Here is a 15,563-nt window from a genome sequence, read left to right as displayed (position 1 = left end):
CCCTCACCCCTCCGCGGGCCGGCCGAGCCGTTCCTCAAGCCGTTCCAGGCGCTGGACGATGGGCCGCAGCTCCCGGCGGACGGCCTCGGACAGGGATTCCGGCGAAGACCTCGGCGGCCGTTCGGCCGCGGCCTGGTCCTGCGCCCTGAGGTGGACGTAGCCCGCCAGCGCGGCGGTGACGGCGCGGCGGGTCAGCCTCGGTTCGGCGCCGAGCCTCCGCAGGACGCGTCCCGCCGTTCCCTCCGGCTCCGCGACCAGGCCGAGGAGCAGGTGCTCGCACCCGACGTAGTTGTGTCCCAGGGCGATGGCGTCGGAGACGGTCAGTTCGAGGGCTGCGGCCGCGGGCCCGCTGAATCGCGCCGGGGTGGCGGACACGGTGCCGTTCCCGCCGAGGGCGTCCAGCTCACGCCGTACCTGCCCGGGATCGACCTCCACGGCGCGCAGGACGTGCAGGGCCAGGTTGGTGCCCTCGGCGAGCAGGCCGCCCAGCAGGTGCTCGGTGCCGACCTCGGCGGCCCCGCCCGCGCGTGCCTCCTCAAGCGCGAGGCTCACCGCCGTACGGGCTCGGGGGGTGAAACTCGCGAAGCGGGCGCCGGAGCCGTCGAGTCCCGGAGAGCCGAGCCCGGTCTCCCTGATGGCGGTGATACGCCGTACGGCCTGCTCCAGGGCACGCTGGCAGACGGCGGAGACCGGGACCCCCGCAGCCTTGACCGCCTCGGCCAGTTCGTCGGGCAGATACACGTTGATCTTCGGCATGTCTCCCCTGTGGGTTCGACGAGGACTGCGGCGCATGTATAACCCCATGTGGGGTGTCTGTCTAGTGGGCCAGGCCCGCCAGCAGGCGGGACACGCGCCAGGAGGGGGCGGCTCCCCTGGTGGACAGCCAGGCCATCCCCTCGCGGGCGCTGAAGGCGACCAGTTTGCGGGCGTCGGCGGAGGTCAGGTCCTTCGCGCCGCTCAGGAACGGGGACAGGGCGATCCGGTGCCCCGTGCCCGTCCTGCCCAGGGACCTGACGACCTGGGGATGGGCCGCCCGTACGGCCTCGGCGATCGGCCGCAGCCGGGAGCGACGCCCGGGACCGCTCCGGATCGGGACCAGGAGGTTGACCGCGGAGATCTCGGCCCCGTGCTCCCGGGTGACCCTGAGCATCCGCTGGTCGGCGAGGCTGAGACCGTCGCCGTCCGCGGGCAGGGTGAAGCTCACCGTGAGGGTCCCGCCCGCCGCGGCGGCCTCACGCTGCAGGGACGCGATGGCCGCCGCGCGGCGCAGGACGGTCGCCTCGTTGTCGCCTCCGCCGAGTTCGAAGTCGACGTAGCCCGCGCCTGAGGCGTTCACCGCGCGCCGGTAGGCGTCGGTGAGGCGCCCGAGGTCGGCGCAGGTGGCGGCCAGTTCCCTGCCTCCGGGACCGCCGAAGACGAGTCCCGCCTCCCCACCGGAGGCCCGCAGGCGCGCCAGGCGTCCGGCGGGTGACAGACCCGGGTCCCGCCCGTTCCACTCGGGGGTGCAGCCGTCCTCGCCCGCGGTGAGGTGTCCCAGGGTGAACCAGTGCACCCGGCCGGGCGCGGACGGCCCCGGGGGCGTGAACGGCGCCGTGAACGACGGGTTTCTGGCGGCGTCGACGAACGTCACGAACCCCGAGGGGCGTGCGACGGGACCGGGCCGCCCGGCGGGAGACGGGACGGGGGCCGAGGCGAGCGGGGCGGGGACCGGGACGGGCGGGGGAGCGACCGGTCGCTGGGCCCGCGCGGGCCGTACGGCCCCGCCGGGCAGCACCCAGAGGGCGGCGCCCGTCCCCGCGGCGAGGGCCAGGGAGGCGAGCGCGACGAGGGAACGCGGCGGAGTGCCGGGTTCGCGGACGCGGCGGGTGGTGGCTCCGGGCTTCGGACCTGCCTCCGGCCCGGTCGCCGACTCTGTCGCCACCGGCATGGGATCTCCCTCCTCGACGGCACAGAACGGTTGCGATGGGTGCCTGTACGGTCACTTTGCGCACCGAAGAATGAACGGTAGCAAGTGTTCCGCCACGCCGTTGTGTTTCCATGGACGGCGTCCGTAGTGCCCGGATAATGATGTTCATGAAGTTGAGGATCTTCACCGAACCGCAGCAGGGCGCCACATACGACGAGCTCCTGACGGTCGCGCGGACCGCGGAGCGACTGGGCTTCGACGCCTTCTTCCGTTCCGACCACTACCAGCGGATCGGCCCCGGCGACCCCGGCCCCGGCTCGACCGACGCCTGGGTGACCCTCGCGGGCCTGGCCAGGGAGACCTCCACGATCAGGCTCGGCACCCTGGTCACCCCCGCCACCTTCAGGTACCCCGGCGCGCTGGCGATCAGCGTGGCCCAGGTGGACCGGATGAGCGGCGGCCGGGTCGAGCTGGGCCTGGGCACCGGCTGGTTCGACGCCGAGCACGTCGCGTACGGGATCCCCTTCCCGCCGCTCGGCGAGCGCTTCGCCCGTTTCGAGGAGCAGCTGGAGATCCTGACCGGGCTCTGGGGCACGCCGGTCGGGGAGACGTTCTCCTTCGAGGGGGCCCACTACCGGCTCGCGGACTCACCCGCGCTGCCCAAACCCGAGCAGACCCCCAGGCCGCCGATCATCATCGGCGGGTTCGGCGCCAGGCGCACCCCGCTCCTGGCCGCGCGGTTCGCCGACGAGTACAACGTCCCCTTCCACACCCCGCAGGACAGCGCCGCCGCCTTCGGCCGGGTCAGGAAGGCCTGTGAGGAGGAGGGACGCGACCGGCCGATCGTCTTCTCCGTCGCGCAGACCGTGGCCGTCGGCACCGGCGAGGCCGAGATCGCGCGCCGCGCCCGGGCCGCGGGCCAGGAGCTGGACGCGCTGCGGGCCAGTGGCCTGGCGGGTACCCCGGCCGAGGTGGTCGCCAAGATCGGGGAGTTCGCCGAGCTGGGCGTCGAGCGGGTCTACCTGCAGGTCATGGACCTGTCAGACCTCGACCAGCTCGAACTGATCGCCGCCGAGGTCCTGCCCGGGGTGTAGACCGGGCGCCGGACGCCGGGCGTCCGGCGCCCGGGTAAAGACACGCGCAGCGGAAGGGCATATTCCACGATGTGTCCCATATCCCTCCCGTATCTCTCCTTACTGTGGTGAGAACCCGACCATCAGGGGAGGCGCCGTGGAATTCGAGCGATTCGGCCGTGCAGCTCTGCGGGAGGTCGTCTCCATGCACGACGAGCTGGGGGTGCTGTCGTTCTACGTGACCGCCTCCCCGCAGGAGGAGGCGGCGGTCAAACCCGCCTGGCGGATCCGCTTCGGCAACGAGCTGTCGGAGCTGCGGGAGCAGATGACGGCCGTCAGGGACAGAGAACGGCGGACGGCCCTGCTGAACCGGCTCGACGAACTGGAGACGGACTTCGAGCAGCTGCTCGACCCGACGGAGTCAGGCCTGGGACGCGTCATGTTCGCACCGGTCGGCGACGGCCGGGCGCGGTCGTTCTCCTTCCAGGTGCCGGTCGCCGACCAGATCGTCATGGAGTCGACGGCGTACGTGCGCCCGCTGGTCAACGCGGTCGAGGCCGCGCCTCCCGCGGGTCTCGTCGTGCTCTCCAGGGACGGCCTGAAGATGATCGACTACCGGTACGGCCTGACCGAGGACCTGGGCGGTACCTCCTTCGAGATCCCCGTGGAGGAGTGGAAGCAGATGCGCGGCCCGGCCACCGCGGAACTCGCCAGGTCGGCCGCGACGCACCGCGACAAGTTCGAACGCCGCGTCGAGGAGAACCTCACCCGGCAGCTGCGCGCCGCGGCTCCGGGAGTGGCCGAGGAGGCCAGGCGGCGCGGCTGGCAGACGGTCGTTCTCCTCGGCGACGTCCAGCTGACCGAGATCGTCGCGCCCCTGGTCGGCGGGGACGTTCTCCAGGTCGACGCGGTCGTCGACTCGCTGCCCCCGGCCAAGCTCGCCGAGTACGTCGAGCCGCAGCTGAGGGCCGCCCGCACCCGGCACGGCGTCGAGCTGACCGAGCGGGCCAGGGATGCCGCCCTGTCCGGCGGTCCCGGCGCCCTGGGCCTTGAGGCGACGCTCGGCGCGCTGAACGACAGCCGGGTGGCACAGCTGCTGCTGAACGAGTCCGGCGAGTGGGACGGCGGCCGTACGGAGGACGGGCGGCTCTACGCCCGGGGAGACGTCCCGCGGGGCGAACCGGGGGAGGAGGTCGTGCCCGACCCCACGATGGGGGAACGCATGATCGAACGCGCCCTCGACATCGACGCCGAGGTGATCGTGCTGGACGGAGAAGCCGCACAGGACCTCGCCGAGTCCGGCGGGGTGGCCGCGATCCTGCGCTGGTGAGCCGTACGGGCGGGCCGTGAGGGGGCCGGGTGAGTCGCGCCGCCGGCGTGCGAGGGCGGCGTGAGAGACTCAGGACAGGGATGTTTCCGCAGTTCAGGGCAGGTTCAGAAGGCGAGGGGGCATCGCGGGGCGGCCCGTTAGGCACATGGGTTTCGGGGAAAGGACTGTCATGGTCGGTACCACCCCTTCGGGCACCCCCAAAGAGAACCTCGGGCACGTCGTCTTCATCACCGCCGCGGCCGCCATCGGCGGGTTCCTCTTCGGCTACGACAGCGCGGTCATCAACGGTGCCGTGACCGGCATCCAGAAGCACTTCCAGGTCGGCCCCGTCCAGATCGGGTTCGTCGTCGCGATCGCGCTGCTCGGCTCGGCGCTGGGCGCGTGGATCGCCGGGCGCATCGCCGACCGCTGGGGACGCACCAGGACGATGCAGGTGGCCGCGCTGTTGTTCGCGGTCAGCTCCCTCGGCCAGGCGCTGCCGTTCGCGATCTGGGACCTGGCCCTGTGGCGGGTGCTCGCCGGCGTCGGCATCGGCATGGCCTCGGTGATCGGCCCCGCCTACATCGCCGAGGTCGCGCCGCCCGCCTACCGGGGGCGTCTGGGTTCCTTCCAGCAGCTCGCGATCGTGCTGGGCATCGCGGTCTCCCAGCTGGTCAACTTCGCGATCGCGCAACTCGCCGGGGGAGACGTCAACAACAGGCTGCTCGGCCTGCAGGCCTGGCAGTGGATGCTGGGCGCCTGCCTGGTGCCCGCCCTGCTCTATCTGCTCTTCTCGACGATCATCCCCGAGTCTCCGAGGTTCCTCGTCGCCATCGGCAGGACGGAGATGGCGCGCCGGGTGCTCAAGGAGGTCGAGGGGGAAAGGACCGACCTTGAGGAACGGCTCAAGGAGATCCAGGCCTCACTGCGCCTGGAGCACCGGCCCCGGCTCAGCGACCTGCGCGGCCCGGCGCTCGGCCTGCTGCCGATCGTCTGGATCGGCATCCTGCTCTCGGTGTTCCAGCAGTTCGTCGGAATCAACGTCATCTTCTACTACTCGGCGTCGTTGTGGCAGTCGGTCGGCATCAACCAGAGCGACTCGCTGCTGATCAGCTTCTCCACCTCGATCATCAACATCGTCGGCACGTTCATCGCCATCGCGCTGGTCGACCGGATCGGCCGCAGGCCGCTGCTGCTGATCGGCTCCGCGGGCATGGCGGTCGCCCTCGCCGTCGCCGCGTGGGCCTTCAGCGCGGGCGTCCACATCGGCGACACCGTACGGCTGCCGTCGGCGCAGGGCACCGTCGCCCTGGTCGCCGCGCACGTGTTCGTGCTGTTCTTCGCGCTGTCGTGGGGTGTCGTGGTCTGGGTGTTGCTGGGAGAGATGTTCCCCAACAGGATCAGGGCGGCCGCGCTGTCCGTGGCCGCCGCCGCCCAGTGGGTGGCCAACTGGCTGATCACCGTCTCGTTCCCGTCCCTGGCCGAGTGGAGTCTCGCGGGCGCCTACGTGGGATACGCCTTCTTCGCCGTGCTCTCCTTCTTCTTCGTGCTGTTCAAGGTGCGTGAGACCAAGGGCAGGAAACTGGAGGAGATGGGTTAGGTTCGTCCCGTGCCCCCGGTCCCGGAAACCCCGCCATCGGCGAAGCCGCCGAGGCCGACGAAGGCCGAGCTGGCCGCCGCGGCCGACCTGACCGTCGACGACGTGCTCGGCCCCTCGATCGAGGTGCTGTTCTGCGGCATCAACCCCGGTCTGTACTCCGCGGTGACCGGTCACCACTTCGCCAGGCCCGGCAACCGCTTCTGGCCGGCGCTGCACCTGTCGGGCTTCACCCCCAGGCTGCTGGCCCCCGCTCAGCAGTGGGAACTGCCCTCCTACGGCCTCGGGATCACCAACGTGGTCGCGCGGGCCACGGCCCAGGCGGCGGAGCTGTCCGCCGAGGAGTTCCGTGAGGGAGGGGTACGGCTGGCCGGGCTGGTCGCCGAGGTCAGGCCGAAGGTGCTGGCCGTCCTGGGCATCACCGCCTACCGGACGGCCTTCGCCGAGCGCGGCGCGGTGATCGGGCCGCAGGACAGACGCATCGGCGAGACGACCGTGTGGGTACTGCCCAACCCCAGCGGGCTGAACGCCCACTGGACGCTGGACCGGATAGCCGGAGAGCTGCGGTTGCTGAGGGAGTCTCTGGCCTGACCCCTCCCTGGGCGGAAGGGGCCGGGCCAGGGGATTCACCTGCGGCCGTGGCCCATCCGGTGGTGCCAGTGCTTGCGGTGCAACACGCCCGCCACGGCCATCACGATCCAGGCCAGGAACAGGATCTTGAAGACACCGAACCCCATGATCGCCGTCAGGGCGACCACCCCGATCAGCACCGGCACGAACGCGCCCCCGCCCCGGTGGTGCCCCGGCCGGTGATGCCGGGCCGCGGCCCACCGCTGGGCGGTCAGCCGCTGCAGTGCCGCCTGGTTCCGCCACTGCTCGTTCCACTGCTGCTGCCACTGGCCGGAGTGGGACCAGCCGTGATGGGCGTGCCGGTGGAGCCTGCGGGCCTCACGCCACTGATCGCGCCACTGCCTGCGCCACTCCCGCTGGTCCCATGAGTGATGGTCCCACCGCTCCCCGCCACCCTCCGCGACGGCGCCGTGGCCGCCGTTCTCGGTGGTGCCGAAGCCGTACATGCCGGGCAGGTCGGGCAGGTCGGCGCCCGCGCGGGCCAGATCACGACCTGTACGCGCCGTCATGATCACGTCGAGGCGTTCCTCGAACTCCTCGTGGTTCAGCCTGCCCTGCGCGTAGTGCTCACGCAGGGACTCCGTGGCGGCGTCGCGTTCGGCGTCTCCGATGCGGAGATCGTCGGGAAACGTCATCGTGGGATCACTCCTCGCCGGGTTCGCCGTCTGCCAGGATCTGGTAGAGCTTGCGGCGCGTGTCGATCATGATCTGCCGGGCCTGGCGGATCTGCGCCTCACTGCCATTCTGCAAGACCTGGAAGAGAGCGACGGCTGACTGGCGGGCCAGATCCATCAGTTCCCAGGAACTCTCCCCGAGATCGGGGGTCATCTCCTCCCACGGCGCGCGCAGCTCCTCCTGATGCTCGGCGACATAGGCTCTGCCCGCCTCGGTGAGCTGGAAGGACTTGCGCCCGTCGGTCTCCTCGGACAGGACGAGGCCCTCGTCGGTGAGCTGCTGGAGCGCCGGGTAGACCGCGCCGGGACTGGGCTTCCAGCCCCCCTGGCTGCGCTTGGCGATCTCCTGGATGATCTGGTAGCCGTTGCGCGGCTCCTCGGAGAGTAGCGCGAGGATCGCGGCGCGGACGTCGCCCCGCTTCGCCTTGCGCCCCCGCCCGAAGGGGCCGCCCCCGCCGAACGGGCCCCCTCGCCCGAACGGACCGCCCCTGCCGAAGTCCCAGGGGAAGGGGCCACCGGGGAACGGCCCGCCGCGGCGGCCACCGCGCTCCCTGTGCTCCCGGCGCTCTCCGTGCTCCCTGTGCTCCCTGTGCTCCCTGTGGTGGTGCTCGTGCGGCCCGAAGGCGTGCGGGCCGTGCTCGCGCGGGCCCGGGCCGTCGTGGTGCCAGGCGGTGGCCATGCCCCTGAAGACCTCCCTGGCGGCGCGCCTCATCTCGCGCCTGATCTCGTGCGGCACGGCCCCCGAGGCCCAGCCTCCCATCGCTTCCGCCGACATGTCGGTACCCCCTGTTCTCGGCGATCGTCCTCCGACCGCTCTTGATGTGTCAAAGATATATCGAGAGCGTTCTAAGAACAACCCCTGATTTCGCATCTCGGGCTTCAGGGCTACCCTGTAACCTTCTAAAGTGTTTTGGGGGTTAGCTGATGACGAATTACGCGGAACGGGCGCCGCGGCGCAACGAGACGGTGCTCATCGGTTTCACCGTCGCGACCAACCTCGCCGACGGGGTGGCCAAGATCGCGCTCCCCCTACTCGCCGTCGAGCTGACCGACTCGCCCGGCCTGGTCGCCGGGGTCGGGCTGACCCTGACGCTGCCGTGGCTGCTGGCCTCCCTCCACGTGGGCGTGCTCGTCGACCGGGGCGACCGCAGACGCCTGGCCGCCCTGGCCAACCTGGTCAGGCTCGCGGTCGCGCTCGCCCTGCTGGCCGCGGTCACGACGGAGGCGCTGACCCTGCCACTGCTCTACCTGTCGGGAGTCCTGATCGGCCTGGCCGAGGTCGTCGCGAACTCCGCGGTCGGCGCCCTGGTCCCCGCCGCGGTGCCCAGGCAACGGCTCGGCCGGGCCAACGCCTGGATCGCGGGCGCGGAGACCGTGGCGAACGAGTTCGCCGGACCGGCCGTCGGCGGCCTGCTGACCGGTGTCGGCGCCGCCTTCGCACTCGGCTCCTCCGCCGGGGCCTTCGCGCTCGGAGCCGTACTGCTCGCCCTGCTCGCGGGCCGCTTCCGCGTCGCCCGCCCGGCCGGTACGGCCACGCGACCCAGCGGGGTGCGGGGGGAGATGGCCGAGGGGCTCGCCTTCCTGTGGCGGCACCGCCTGCTGCGCACGATGTCACTGACCATCGCGGTGCTCGTGGCCTGCTGGAGCGCCTGGCTGGCCCTGCTGCCCTCCTACGCCGTGCGGACCCTCGGCCTCGACCCCGCCGCGTACGGCCTGCTGCTCGGTTCGATCGGCGTCGGCGGCTTGGCCGGCGCGGTGCTCACCGGCCCGGTCAACCGCCTGCTCGGTGTGCGGTGGGCGCTGTTCCTCGACCTCGTCGGCACGATCCTGATGATGGTCGTCCCCGCGGCCCTTCCCCAGGCCTGGGCGGTGGGCGCGGCCGCGTTCCTGGGCGGCATGGGAGGCACGCTCTGGACGGTCAACAGCCGCACCCTGGCGCAGCTGATCGTCCCCGACCACCTGCTGGGACGCTACTCGGCCGCCTCACGCCTGCTGAGCTGGGGAACCCTGCCCGTCGGTGCCGGACTGGCCGGGCTGCTCGCCGAACTGTCGGGGGTGAGAGCCGCCTTCGCGGGCTTCGCCGTACTGGCCGTCGTGCCGGTCGTGCCCTTCCTGCGGACCGTCACGGAGGGCGAACTCTCGGCTGCGAGACGAGAAAGTGAGATAGATCACGTAATTCCCGGCTGAAATTGGAACAACTCCTGAGACCTGCACGTTACAAAGGACATAGACGGGATTCGTTCCGCGCCGGAAGGGCTGGGGGGTGCTTTCGGCACGGAACGGTCCCGTCTGTCGTTTGTGGAGAAACGGGCGGCCTGAGGGAGATCTTCCCCCGGGTCGCCCTTCTCATGCGTGGCCTCGCGCCCCTTCTCGCGTCCGTTAGCCGTTCCCGGCCCCCGGGTAGAACGTCTGTGGAGATCTGCCCCCTGAAGATCGGACGGACCAGGGGGAGAAACCAATGGACATGATGCGCGCCGGACTGCTGGCCGTACTCGTGGGGATCGCGGCCGTGGGAGCCACGCAGCAGCACTCGAAACCGGGGCACGACAGCTCCACCGGCTGGACGGTCGGACGGCAGGGGCCCCCGGCCGGTGAGCACGCCGGAAGGCGGGCCACCGGACGGACGAACCCGGGAGCCGGCCGACGCGGCTGGCGATGGGGACACGACCGGGGGAACAGGCGTTCCGCGGGCACCGAGTGGGCCGACGAGTGGCAGGCCGGATGGTCGAGGAAGCACCGGGCGGGGCGGAACACCCGGCGGGCCGGTGAACTCGACGGGACGCACGCCAGGGGCGGGCCACACGGAGGAACGCGCTCCAGGAGATGGACGTTCGAGGGCTCCGGCGGCCGGACGGGCGCGCGGCGCGGCGGCCGGGGTACCGGACGGTTCGCCGACCGTGGATACGACCGCTCCAGAGGCGGCGATCGGTCATGGAGCGGTGACCGGTCCGGCCGGAGAAGTCACGGCGGGTATGACAGGGCCGACGACCGGAACGGCGGGCGCCCCCTCGGCTGAGGCTCCGGGCGATCACCGCGGGCGTCCCCTCGGGTAGGGGCGCCCCTTCGTGGGTCCGGGATCAGGGGCGGCGAGGAGGCCCCTGGAGGACCTGCCGGCGCGCGTGGCCGGTACGGCCCTCATGCGGACGGATCCGGGGGAGTGGTTCGAAGCCGCTCCGCCCTGCTCCGGTCGCGCGTATGTTTCCCATCGAGCACTTACGGCCGACACGCCGACGATGAAGAATGACTTGATCCTCTGTTTGGGCGGGCTTTGCCGTACAGTCGATCAAAGTGATCTTGATGGGAGTGTTTGGCCGATGATGGGGCACACGCACGCGCTGACGGGGGCGGTGGCGTGGCTGGGAGTGGCGCCGACGCTGGCGGCCCTGCCGCTGCTCACCGAGTCCTCCAGGTTCATCGAGACCGGGGTCATGGTGCACGCGCTCACCCCGGCGGAGTTCGTCGCCGGGACGCTGGTCTGCGCCGGGGCCGCGATGCTGCCGGACCTGGACCACCCGAGCGCGACGATCGCCCAGACCTTCGGCCCGGTCACCTGGGGGCTGAGCAAGGCCGTCTCGTGGCTGAGCGGGGGGCACCGGCACGCCACCCACTCGCTGCTGTTCGCGGTCGCCGTCGGGTTCGGGGCGCACTACCTGGCCAACACCTATCCGATCGGCAGGGACATCCTCGTCGTGCTGCTCATCGGCCTGGCGTTGCGGGCCATCGGCATCGGCGTCCCGGGCAAGAAGGTCGCCTCCGCGATGGTCAACATCGGCCTGACCTTCGGGCTGTTCGTGGTCTTCCGCAATGAGAACGTGGGGTACGCCTGGCTGGGGGTGGCGGTCGCGGTCGGCTGCCTGGTGCACGTCGTGGGAGACTGCTGCACGGAAAAGGGCTGCCCGGTGCTGTGGCCGTTACGTCAGCGCTGGCTGCTGCCCTGGAAGATAGGCATCAAGACGGGCCGCGCCTTCGAGCAGAAGTTCCTCGCCCCGGTGCTCTCGGTGGTCGTCCTGGGCCTGCTCTACTTCCGCCTTGTCCAACCCTGACCATACCCGTGAGTAACTTGATATCGAGATACATGCCCATATATCTTGATATCGAGACAACCGCTGCAACCTGATGGACGTTCTGCTGGTTAGGCATACCTAACCGAATGAGGCGATCCGGCGGTGCGGCAGGATTCAGTTGCGCCCTTTTCGTGTGGGTGCTTCAGACAACACAGGGTGACAAGGGAGGCGAACCGTGTCCGCGAACAGCTTCGGCAGCCGTGACACGCTCCGCGTCGGAGACGCGGAATACGAGATCTACCGGCTGGACGCCGTCGAGGGGTCGGGGCGCCTCCCGTACAGCCTGAAGATCCTCTTGGAGAACCTGCTCCGCACCGAGGACGGCGCCAACATCACCGCCGACCACATCCAGGCCCTCGGCCAGTGGGACCCGTCCGCCGCGCCCAGCGTGGAGATCCAGTTCACCCCGGCCCGCGTGATCATGCAGGACTTCACCGGTGTGCCCTGCGTCGTGGACCTGGCCACCATGCGCGAGGCCGTGCGCGAGCTCGGCGGCGACGCCGCCAGGATCAACCCGCTGGCCCCCGCGGAGATGGTCATCGACCACTCCGTGATCGTCGACTTCTTCGGCGGCCCCGACTCCTTCCAGCGCAACGTGGACCGGGAGTACGAGCGCAACCGCGAGCGTTACCAGTTCCTGCGCTGGGGCCAGACCGCCTTCGACGAGTTCAAGGTCGTCCCGCCGGGCACCGGCATCGTGCACCAGGTGAACATCGAGCACCTCGCCCGCGTCGTGATGATCCGCGACGGCAAGGCCTACCCGGACACCTGCGTCGGCACCGACTCCCACACCACCATGGAGAACGGCATCGGCGTTCTCGGCTGGGGCGTCGGCGGCATCGAGGCCGAGGCCGCGATGCTCGGCCAGCCGATCTCCATGCTCATCCCGCGCGTGGTCGGCTTCAAGCTCACCGGCAAGCTCCCCGCGGGCGCCACCGCGACCGACCTGGTCCTCACGATCACCGAGATGCTGCGCAAGCACGGCGTCGTCGGCAAGTTCGTCGAGTTCTACGGCGAGGGCGTCTCCAGCGTGCCGCTGGCCAACCGCGCCACCATCGGCAACATGAGCCCCGAGTTCGGCTCGACCTGCGCCATCTTCCCGATCGACGGCGAGACGGTCAGCTACCTGCGGCTCACCGGCCGCTCCGAGGAGCAGGTCGCGCTGGTCGAGGCCTACGCCAAGGCCCAGGGCCTGTGGCTCGACCCGTCCGCCCCCGAGCCGGTCTTCTCCGAGTACATCGAGCTCGACCTGGCCACGGTCGTCCCGTCGATCGCCGGTCCCAAGCGCCCGCAGGACCGCATCGCGCTGTCCGACGCCAAGCGGGCCTGGCGGGCGGCCGTCAAGGACTACGCCCCCAGCATCCAGGGGCCGGTCGACGAGGCCTCCGCCGAGTCCTTCCCCGCCTCCGACTCCCCGGCGATCGGCCACGACGGCAACGGCGACAAGCCGCACGCCGCCGGGCTCAACGGTGAGCGTCCGCACCGGCCCGTCGAGGTCACCCTGTCCGACGGCACGAGCTTCGAGATCGACCACGGCGTCGTCACGATCGCGGCCATCACCAGCTGCACCAACACCTCCAACCCGTACGTCATGATGGGCGCCGCCCTGCTGGCGAAGAACGCGGTGGACAAGGGCCTGACCCGCAAGCCGTGGGTGAAGACCTCCCTGGCCCCCGGCTCCCAGGTCGTGACCGGCTACTTCGAGCGCTCCGGGCTGCAGCCGTACCTCGACAAGATCGGGTTCAACCTGGTCGGCTACGGGTGCACCACCTGTATCGGCAACTCCGGCCCCCTGCAGGAGGAGATCTCCGCCGCCATCCAGGCCAACGACCTGGCGGTCACCGCGGTGCTGTCCGGCAACCGCAACTTCGAGGGTCGCATCAACCCCGACGTCAAGATGAACTACCTGGCCTCGCCGCCGCTGGTCGTCGCCTACGCCCTCGCGGGCACCATGGACATCGACCTGAACAACGAGCCGCTGGGCACCGGCGTGGACGGCGAGCCCGTCTTCCTCGCCGACATCTGGCCCTCGCCCGAGGACGTCTCCGCGGTCGTGGCCTCCTCCATCGACCAGGACATGTTCCTGCGTGACTACGCCGACGTGTTCAAGGGCGACGAGGCCTGGCAGTCGCTGCCGATCCCGACCGGCGACACCTTCGAGTGGGACCCGGCCTCGACCTACGTCCGCAAGGCCCCCTACTTCGACGGCATGCCGCAGGAGCCGGACCCCGTCACCGACATCACGGGCGCCAAGGTCCTGGCCAAGCTGGGCGACTCGGTCACCACCGACCACATCTCCCCGGCGGGCTCCATCAAGGTCGGCACCCCGGCCGCCGACTACCTCAAGGCCAACGGCGTCGAGGTCAAGGACTTCAACTCCTACGGCTCCCGCCGCGGCAACCACGAGGTGATGATCCGCGGCACCTTCGCCAACATCCGGCTGAAGAACCTGCTGCTGAACGGCGTCGAGGGCGGCTACACCCGCGACTTCACCGTCGAGGGCGGCCCGCAGTCCTTCATCTACGACGCCTCGGTCAACTACCAGGCCGCCGGCGTCCCGCTCGTCGTCCTGGCGGGCAAGGAGTACGGCTCGGGCTCCTCGCGTGACTGGGCGGCCAAGGGCACCGCGCTGCTCGGCGTCCGCGCCGTCATCGCCGAGTCCTACGAGCGCATCCACCGCTCCAACCTCATCGGCATGGGTGTGCTTCCGCTGCAGTTCCCCGAGGGCGAGACGGTCGACTCGCTGGGCCTGACCGGTGAGGAGACCTTCGACATCGTCGGTGTCGAGGAGCTCAACGGCGGCGGAATCCCGCGGACCGTGACGGTCAGGGCGGACGGCAAGGAGTTCCAGGCGGTCGTGCGCATCGACACGCCCGGAGAGGCCGACTACTACCGCCACGGCGGCATCATGCAGTACGTCCTGCGCTCCCTGATCGCCAAGTAACACCTGCGGAAAGGGCGGGTGAGACCTTCACGGGTCTCGCCCGCCCTTTCTTCGTTCTTCAGGATTGTTCCCGCCGGGCACGTTTCTCGCCAAGGGGAGACCGTTTCTGAGGGTGATGGGGTGCTCACTAAGGGCTCTGGCTGTTCCGGAAGCATTCGGCTGTTTCAAGAGGCGGTTCCGAAGGAATTTTCCCTGAGCGGTTCCCCGTAGGGCTTTCCAGGGTTTCTCAAAGGGCAGGGCCTGCTCTCGAAAAGCGAGGTCGTTCACGGAAGGAGTTGTCTCGAAGGCGGATTGTCGGGACAATCTTCTGAACGGGGAAGGGGAGTACCCTCACGCTGCCTGGTCGTCAGTACGGCCAACGCCCGGTCAGGCAGGGTCGCGCGGACCAGGGGAGACCTTCCGGCTACGTCGACGTGGCTGGAAGGAGAGGCATGCGCGGCCTGTACATCCGGATGTTCGTCTCGCTGGCGTTGCTCGGTGCGCTCTACGCGATCCCGGTGGCCGTCGCCCTGCGGTGCGGGGTTCCCTCGCCCGTCGTCGCCGTACTGACCGCGCTGACCGTCGCGCTGCAGTGGTTCGGCACGGAGCGGCTCGCCCGGCGGGTCGCGGGGGCCAGGTTCGTCGACGCCGAGCGCGAGCCCGAACTACACGCGGCGCTCGACCGGCTCTGTGCGCTCAGCGGACTGCCCAAACCCCGTGTCGCCGTCAGCCTCGACCCCGTCCCCAACGCCTTCACCGTCGGCCGCTCCCGCAGGCACACCACCCTGATCGTCACCAGTGGGCTGCTGCGCGTCCTGGAACCCGACGAACTCGCCGCGGCGCTGGCCCACGAGATCGCGCACATCCGTCACCGCGACGTCGCGGTGACGACCCTGGCCGGCTCGTTCGCCATCGCACTGGCCTGGGCCGGCCGCGGCCTCGGTGAACTGTTCGAGACGGGGCTGCCCATCGCGGTGGCCGGTGTCCTCATCGCCCTGGCCCGGCTTCCGCTGCGACCGCTCAGCCGTTACCGGGAACTGGCGGCCGACCGGGGCGCCGCCGTACAACTGGGCCGCCCCGCCCTGCTCGCCTCCATGCTCGTGAAGGTCCACACGACCCCGAGGCCGCGGGCCCTCCGGCTCCCCGCCCTCGGCCTGGTGTCTTCCGGGCCGGCTCATTCCATGTTGATCCAGCGGGTGAACGGTCTGAAGTCCCTGGCCCGTGAGTGACGGCCTGGGATTCGCGGTCGTGAAACACAGGATTCACCAAAAAAGTGTTTTGTTTTCGAGAAATCGGGTAACGGCGGTGTCGATTTCGCGTCGCTGTTGTCGGCGCCCCCGTTGGGCGGTTGAAAGCTACCGCGAGTGATGGCTCATGCGAGATCCGG

13 protein-coding genes are annotated in these 15,563 nt (G+C 70.4%); 9 read left to right on the top strand and 4 right to left on the bottom strand.

The features are described 5' to 3' along the window. Positions 1 to 3 precede the first annotated feature (3 nt). Together ABZ470_RS14455 and ABZ470_RS14450 are read right to left on the bottom strand one after the other, a co-directional pair. The gene (locus ABZ470_RS14455; protein WP_362911620.1) at positions 4 to 756 is read right to left on the bottom strand and encodes a Clp protease N-terminal domain-containing protein; all 753 of its coding nucleotides are present in this window, start codon (positions 754 to 756) and stop codon (positions 4 to 6) included. 61 nt (positions 757 to 817) lie between these two features. After that, positions 818 to 1,927 (bottom strand): hypothetical protein, encoded by a 1,110-nt coding sequence (locus tag ABZ470_RS14450; protein ID WP_362911619.1) that lies wholly within the window; start codon positions 1,925 to 1,927, stop codon positions 818 to 820. 146 nt (positions 1,928 to 2,073) lie between these two features. Between ABZ470_RS14450 and ABZ470_RS14445 the strand changes: the two genes are divergently transcribed. The 4 genes from ABZ470_RS14445 to mug all read left to right on the top strand — a co-directional run bounded on the left by ABZ470_RS14445 (position 2,074) and on the right by mug (position 6,476). Then, positions 2,074 to 3,000: an LLM class F420-dependent oxidoreductase gene (locus ABZ470_RS14445; protein WP_352016158.1), complete on the top strand. Its 927-nt coding sequence runs from the start codon at positions 2,074 to 2,076 to the stop codon at positions 2,998 to 3,000. Positions 3,001 to 3,136: 136 nt separating this feature from the next. Then, on the top strand, positions 3,137 to 4,309 hold the full coding sequence (locus ABZ470_RS14440; RefSeq protein WP_352016157.1) for a VLRF1 family aeRF1-type release factor: 1,173 nt from the start codon (positions 3,137 to 3,139) through the stop codon (positions 4,307 to 4,309). A 169-nt stretch (positions 4,310 to 4,478) separates the two neighbouring features. Beyond that, positions 4,479 to 5,888: a sugar porter family MFS transporter gene (locus ABZ470_RS14435; protein WP_362911618.1), complete on the top strand. Its 1,410-nt coding sequence runs from the start codon at positions 4,479 to 4,481 to the stop codon at positions 5,886 to 5,888. Between the two features lie 9 nt (positions 5,889 to 5,897). Next, complete coding sequence (gene mug, locus ABZ470_RS14430; protein WP_362911617.1) at positions 5,898 to 6,476, top strand: G/U mismatch-specific DNA glycosylase; 579 nt, start codon at positions 5,898 to 5,900, stop codon at positions 6,474 to 6,476. A 35-nt stretch (positions 6,477 to 6,511) separates the two neighbouring features. Here the strand turns inward: mug and ABZ470_RS14425 are convergent, their stop codons facing one another. Beyond that, the gene (locus ABZ470_RS14425) at positions 6,512 to 7,150 is read right to left on the bottom strand and encodes a DUF1707 domain-containing protein (protein WP_362911616.1); all 639 of its coding nucleotides are present in this window, start codon (positions 7,148 to 7,150) and stop codon (positions 6,512 to 6,514) included. Between the two features lie 7 nt (positions 7,151 to 7,157). Beyond that, entirely contained in the window at positions 7,158 to 7,964 is an 807-nt protein-coding gene (locus ABZ470_RS14420; RefSeq protein ID WP_362911615.1) for a PadR family transcriptional regulator, read from the bottom strand. Between the two features lie 149 nt (positions 7,965 to 8,113). Between ABZ470_RS14420 and ABZ470_RS14415 the strand changes: the two genes are divergently transcribed. From ABZ470_RS14415 to ABZ470_RS14395, 5 genes are all read left to right on the top strand, one after another. Next, a complete protein-coding gene (locus ABZ470_RS14415) occupies positions 8,114 to 9,376 on the top strand; it encodes an MFS transporter (RefSeq protein ID WP_362911614.1) in 1,263 nt (420 codons plus the stop codon). Between the two features lie 271 nt (positions 9,377 to 9,647). Then, on the top strand, positions 9,648 to 10,205 hold the full coding sequence (locus ABZ470_RS14410; protein ID WP_362911613.1) for a hypothetical protein: 558 nt from the start codon (positions 9,648 to 9,650) through the stop codon (positions 10,203 to 10,205). 298 nt (positions 10,206 to 10,503) lie between these two features. Then, positions 10,504 to 11,232, top strand: a complete 729-nt coding sequence (locus ABZ470_RS14405; protein ID WP_362911612.1) for a metal-dependent hydrolase — start codon at positions 10,504 to 10,506, stop codon at positions 11,230 to 11,232. A gap of 196 nt (positions 11,233 to 11,428) precedes the next feature. Continuing rightward, positions 11,429 to 14,197, top strand: coding sequence for an aconitate hydratase AcnA (gene acnA, locus ABZ470_RS14400; protein WP_352016149.1), 2,769 nt, complete (start codon positions 11,429 to 11,431; stop codon positions 14,195 to 14,197). A gap of 431 nt (positions 14,198 to 14,628) precedes the next feature. Then, positions 14,629 to 15,405 (top strand): M48 family metalloprotease, encoded by a 777-nt coding sequence (locus tag ABZ470_RS14395; RefSeq protein ID WP_362911611.1) that lies wholly within the window; start codon positions 14,629 to 14,631, stop codon positions 15,403 to 15,405. Positions 15,406 to 15,563: the final 158 nt, after the last annotated feature.

This window comes from Streptosporangium sp. NPDC020072, assembly GCF_040631445.1.
Classification (GTDB): Bacteria; Actinomycetota; Actinomycetes; order Streptosporangiales; family Streptosporangiaceae; genus Streptosporangium.
This window is presented reverse-complemented; position numbering and strand designations above follow the sequence as displayed.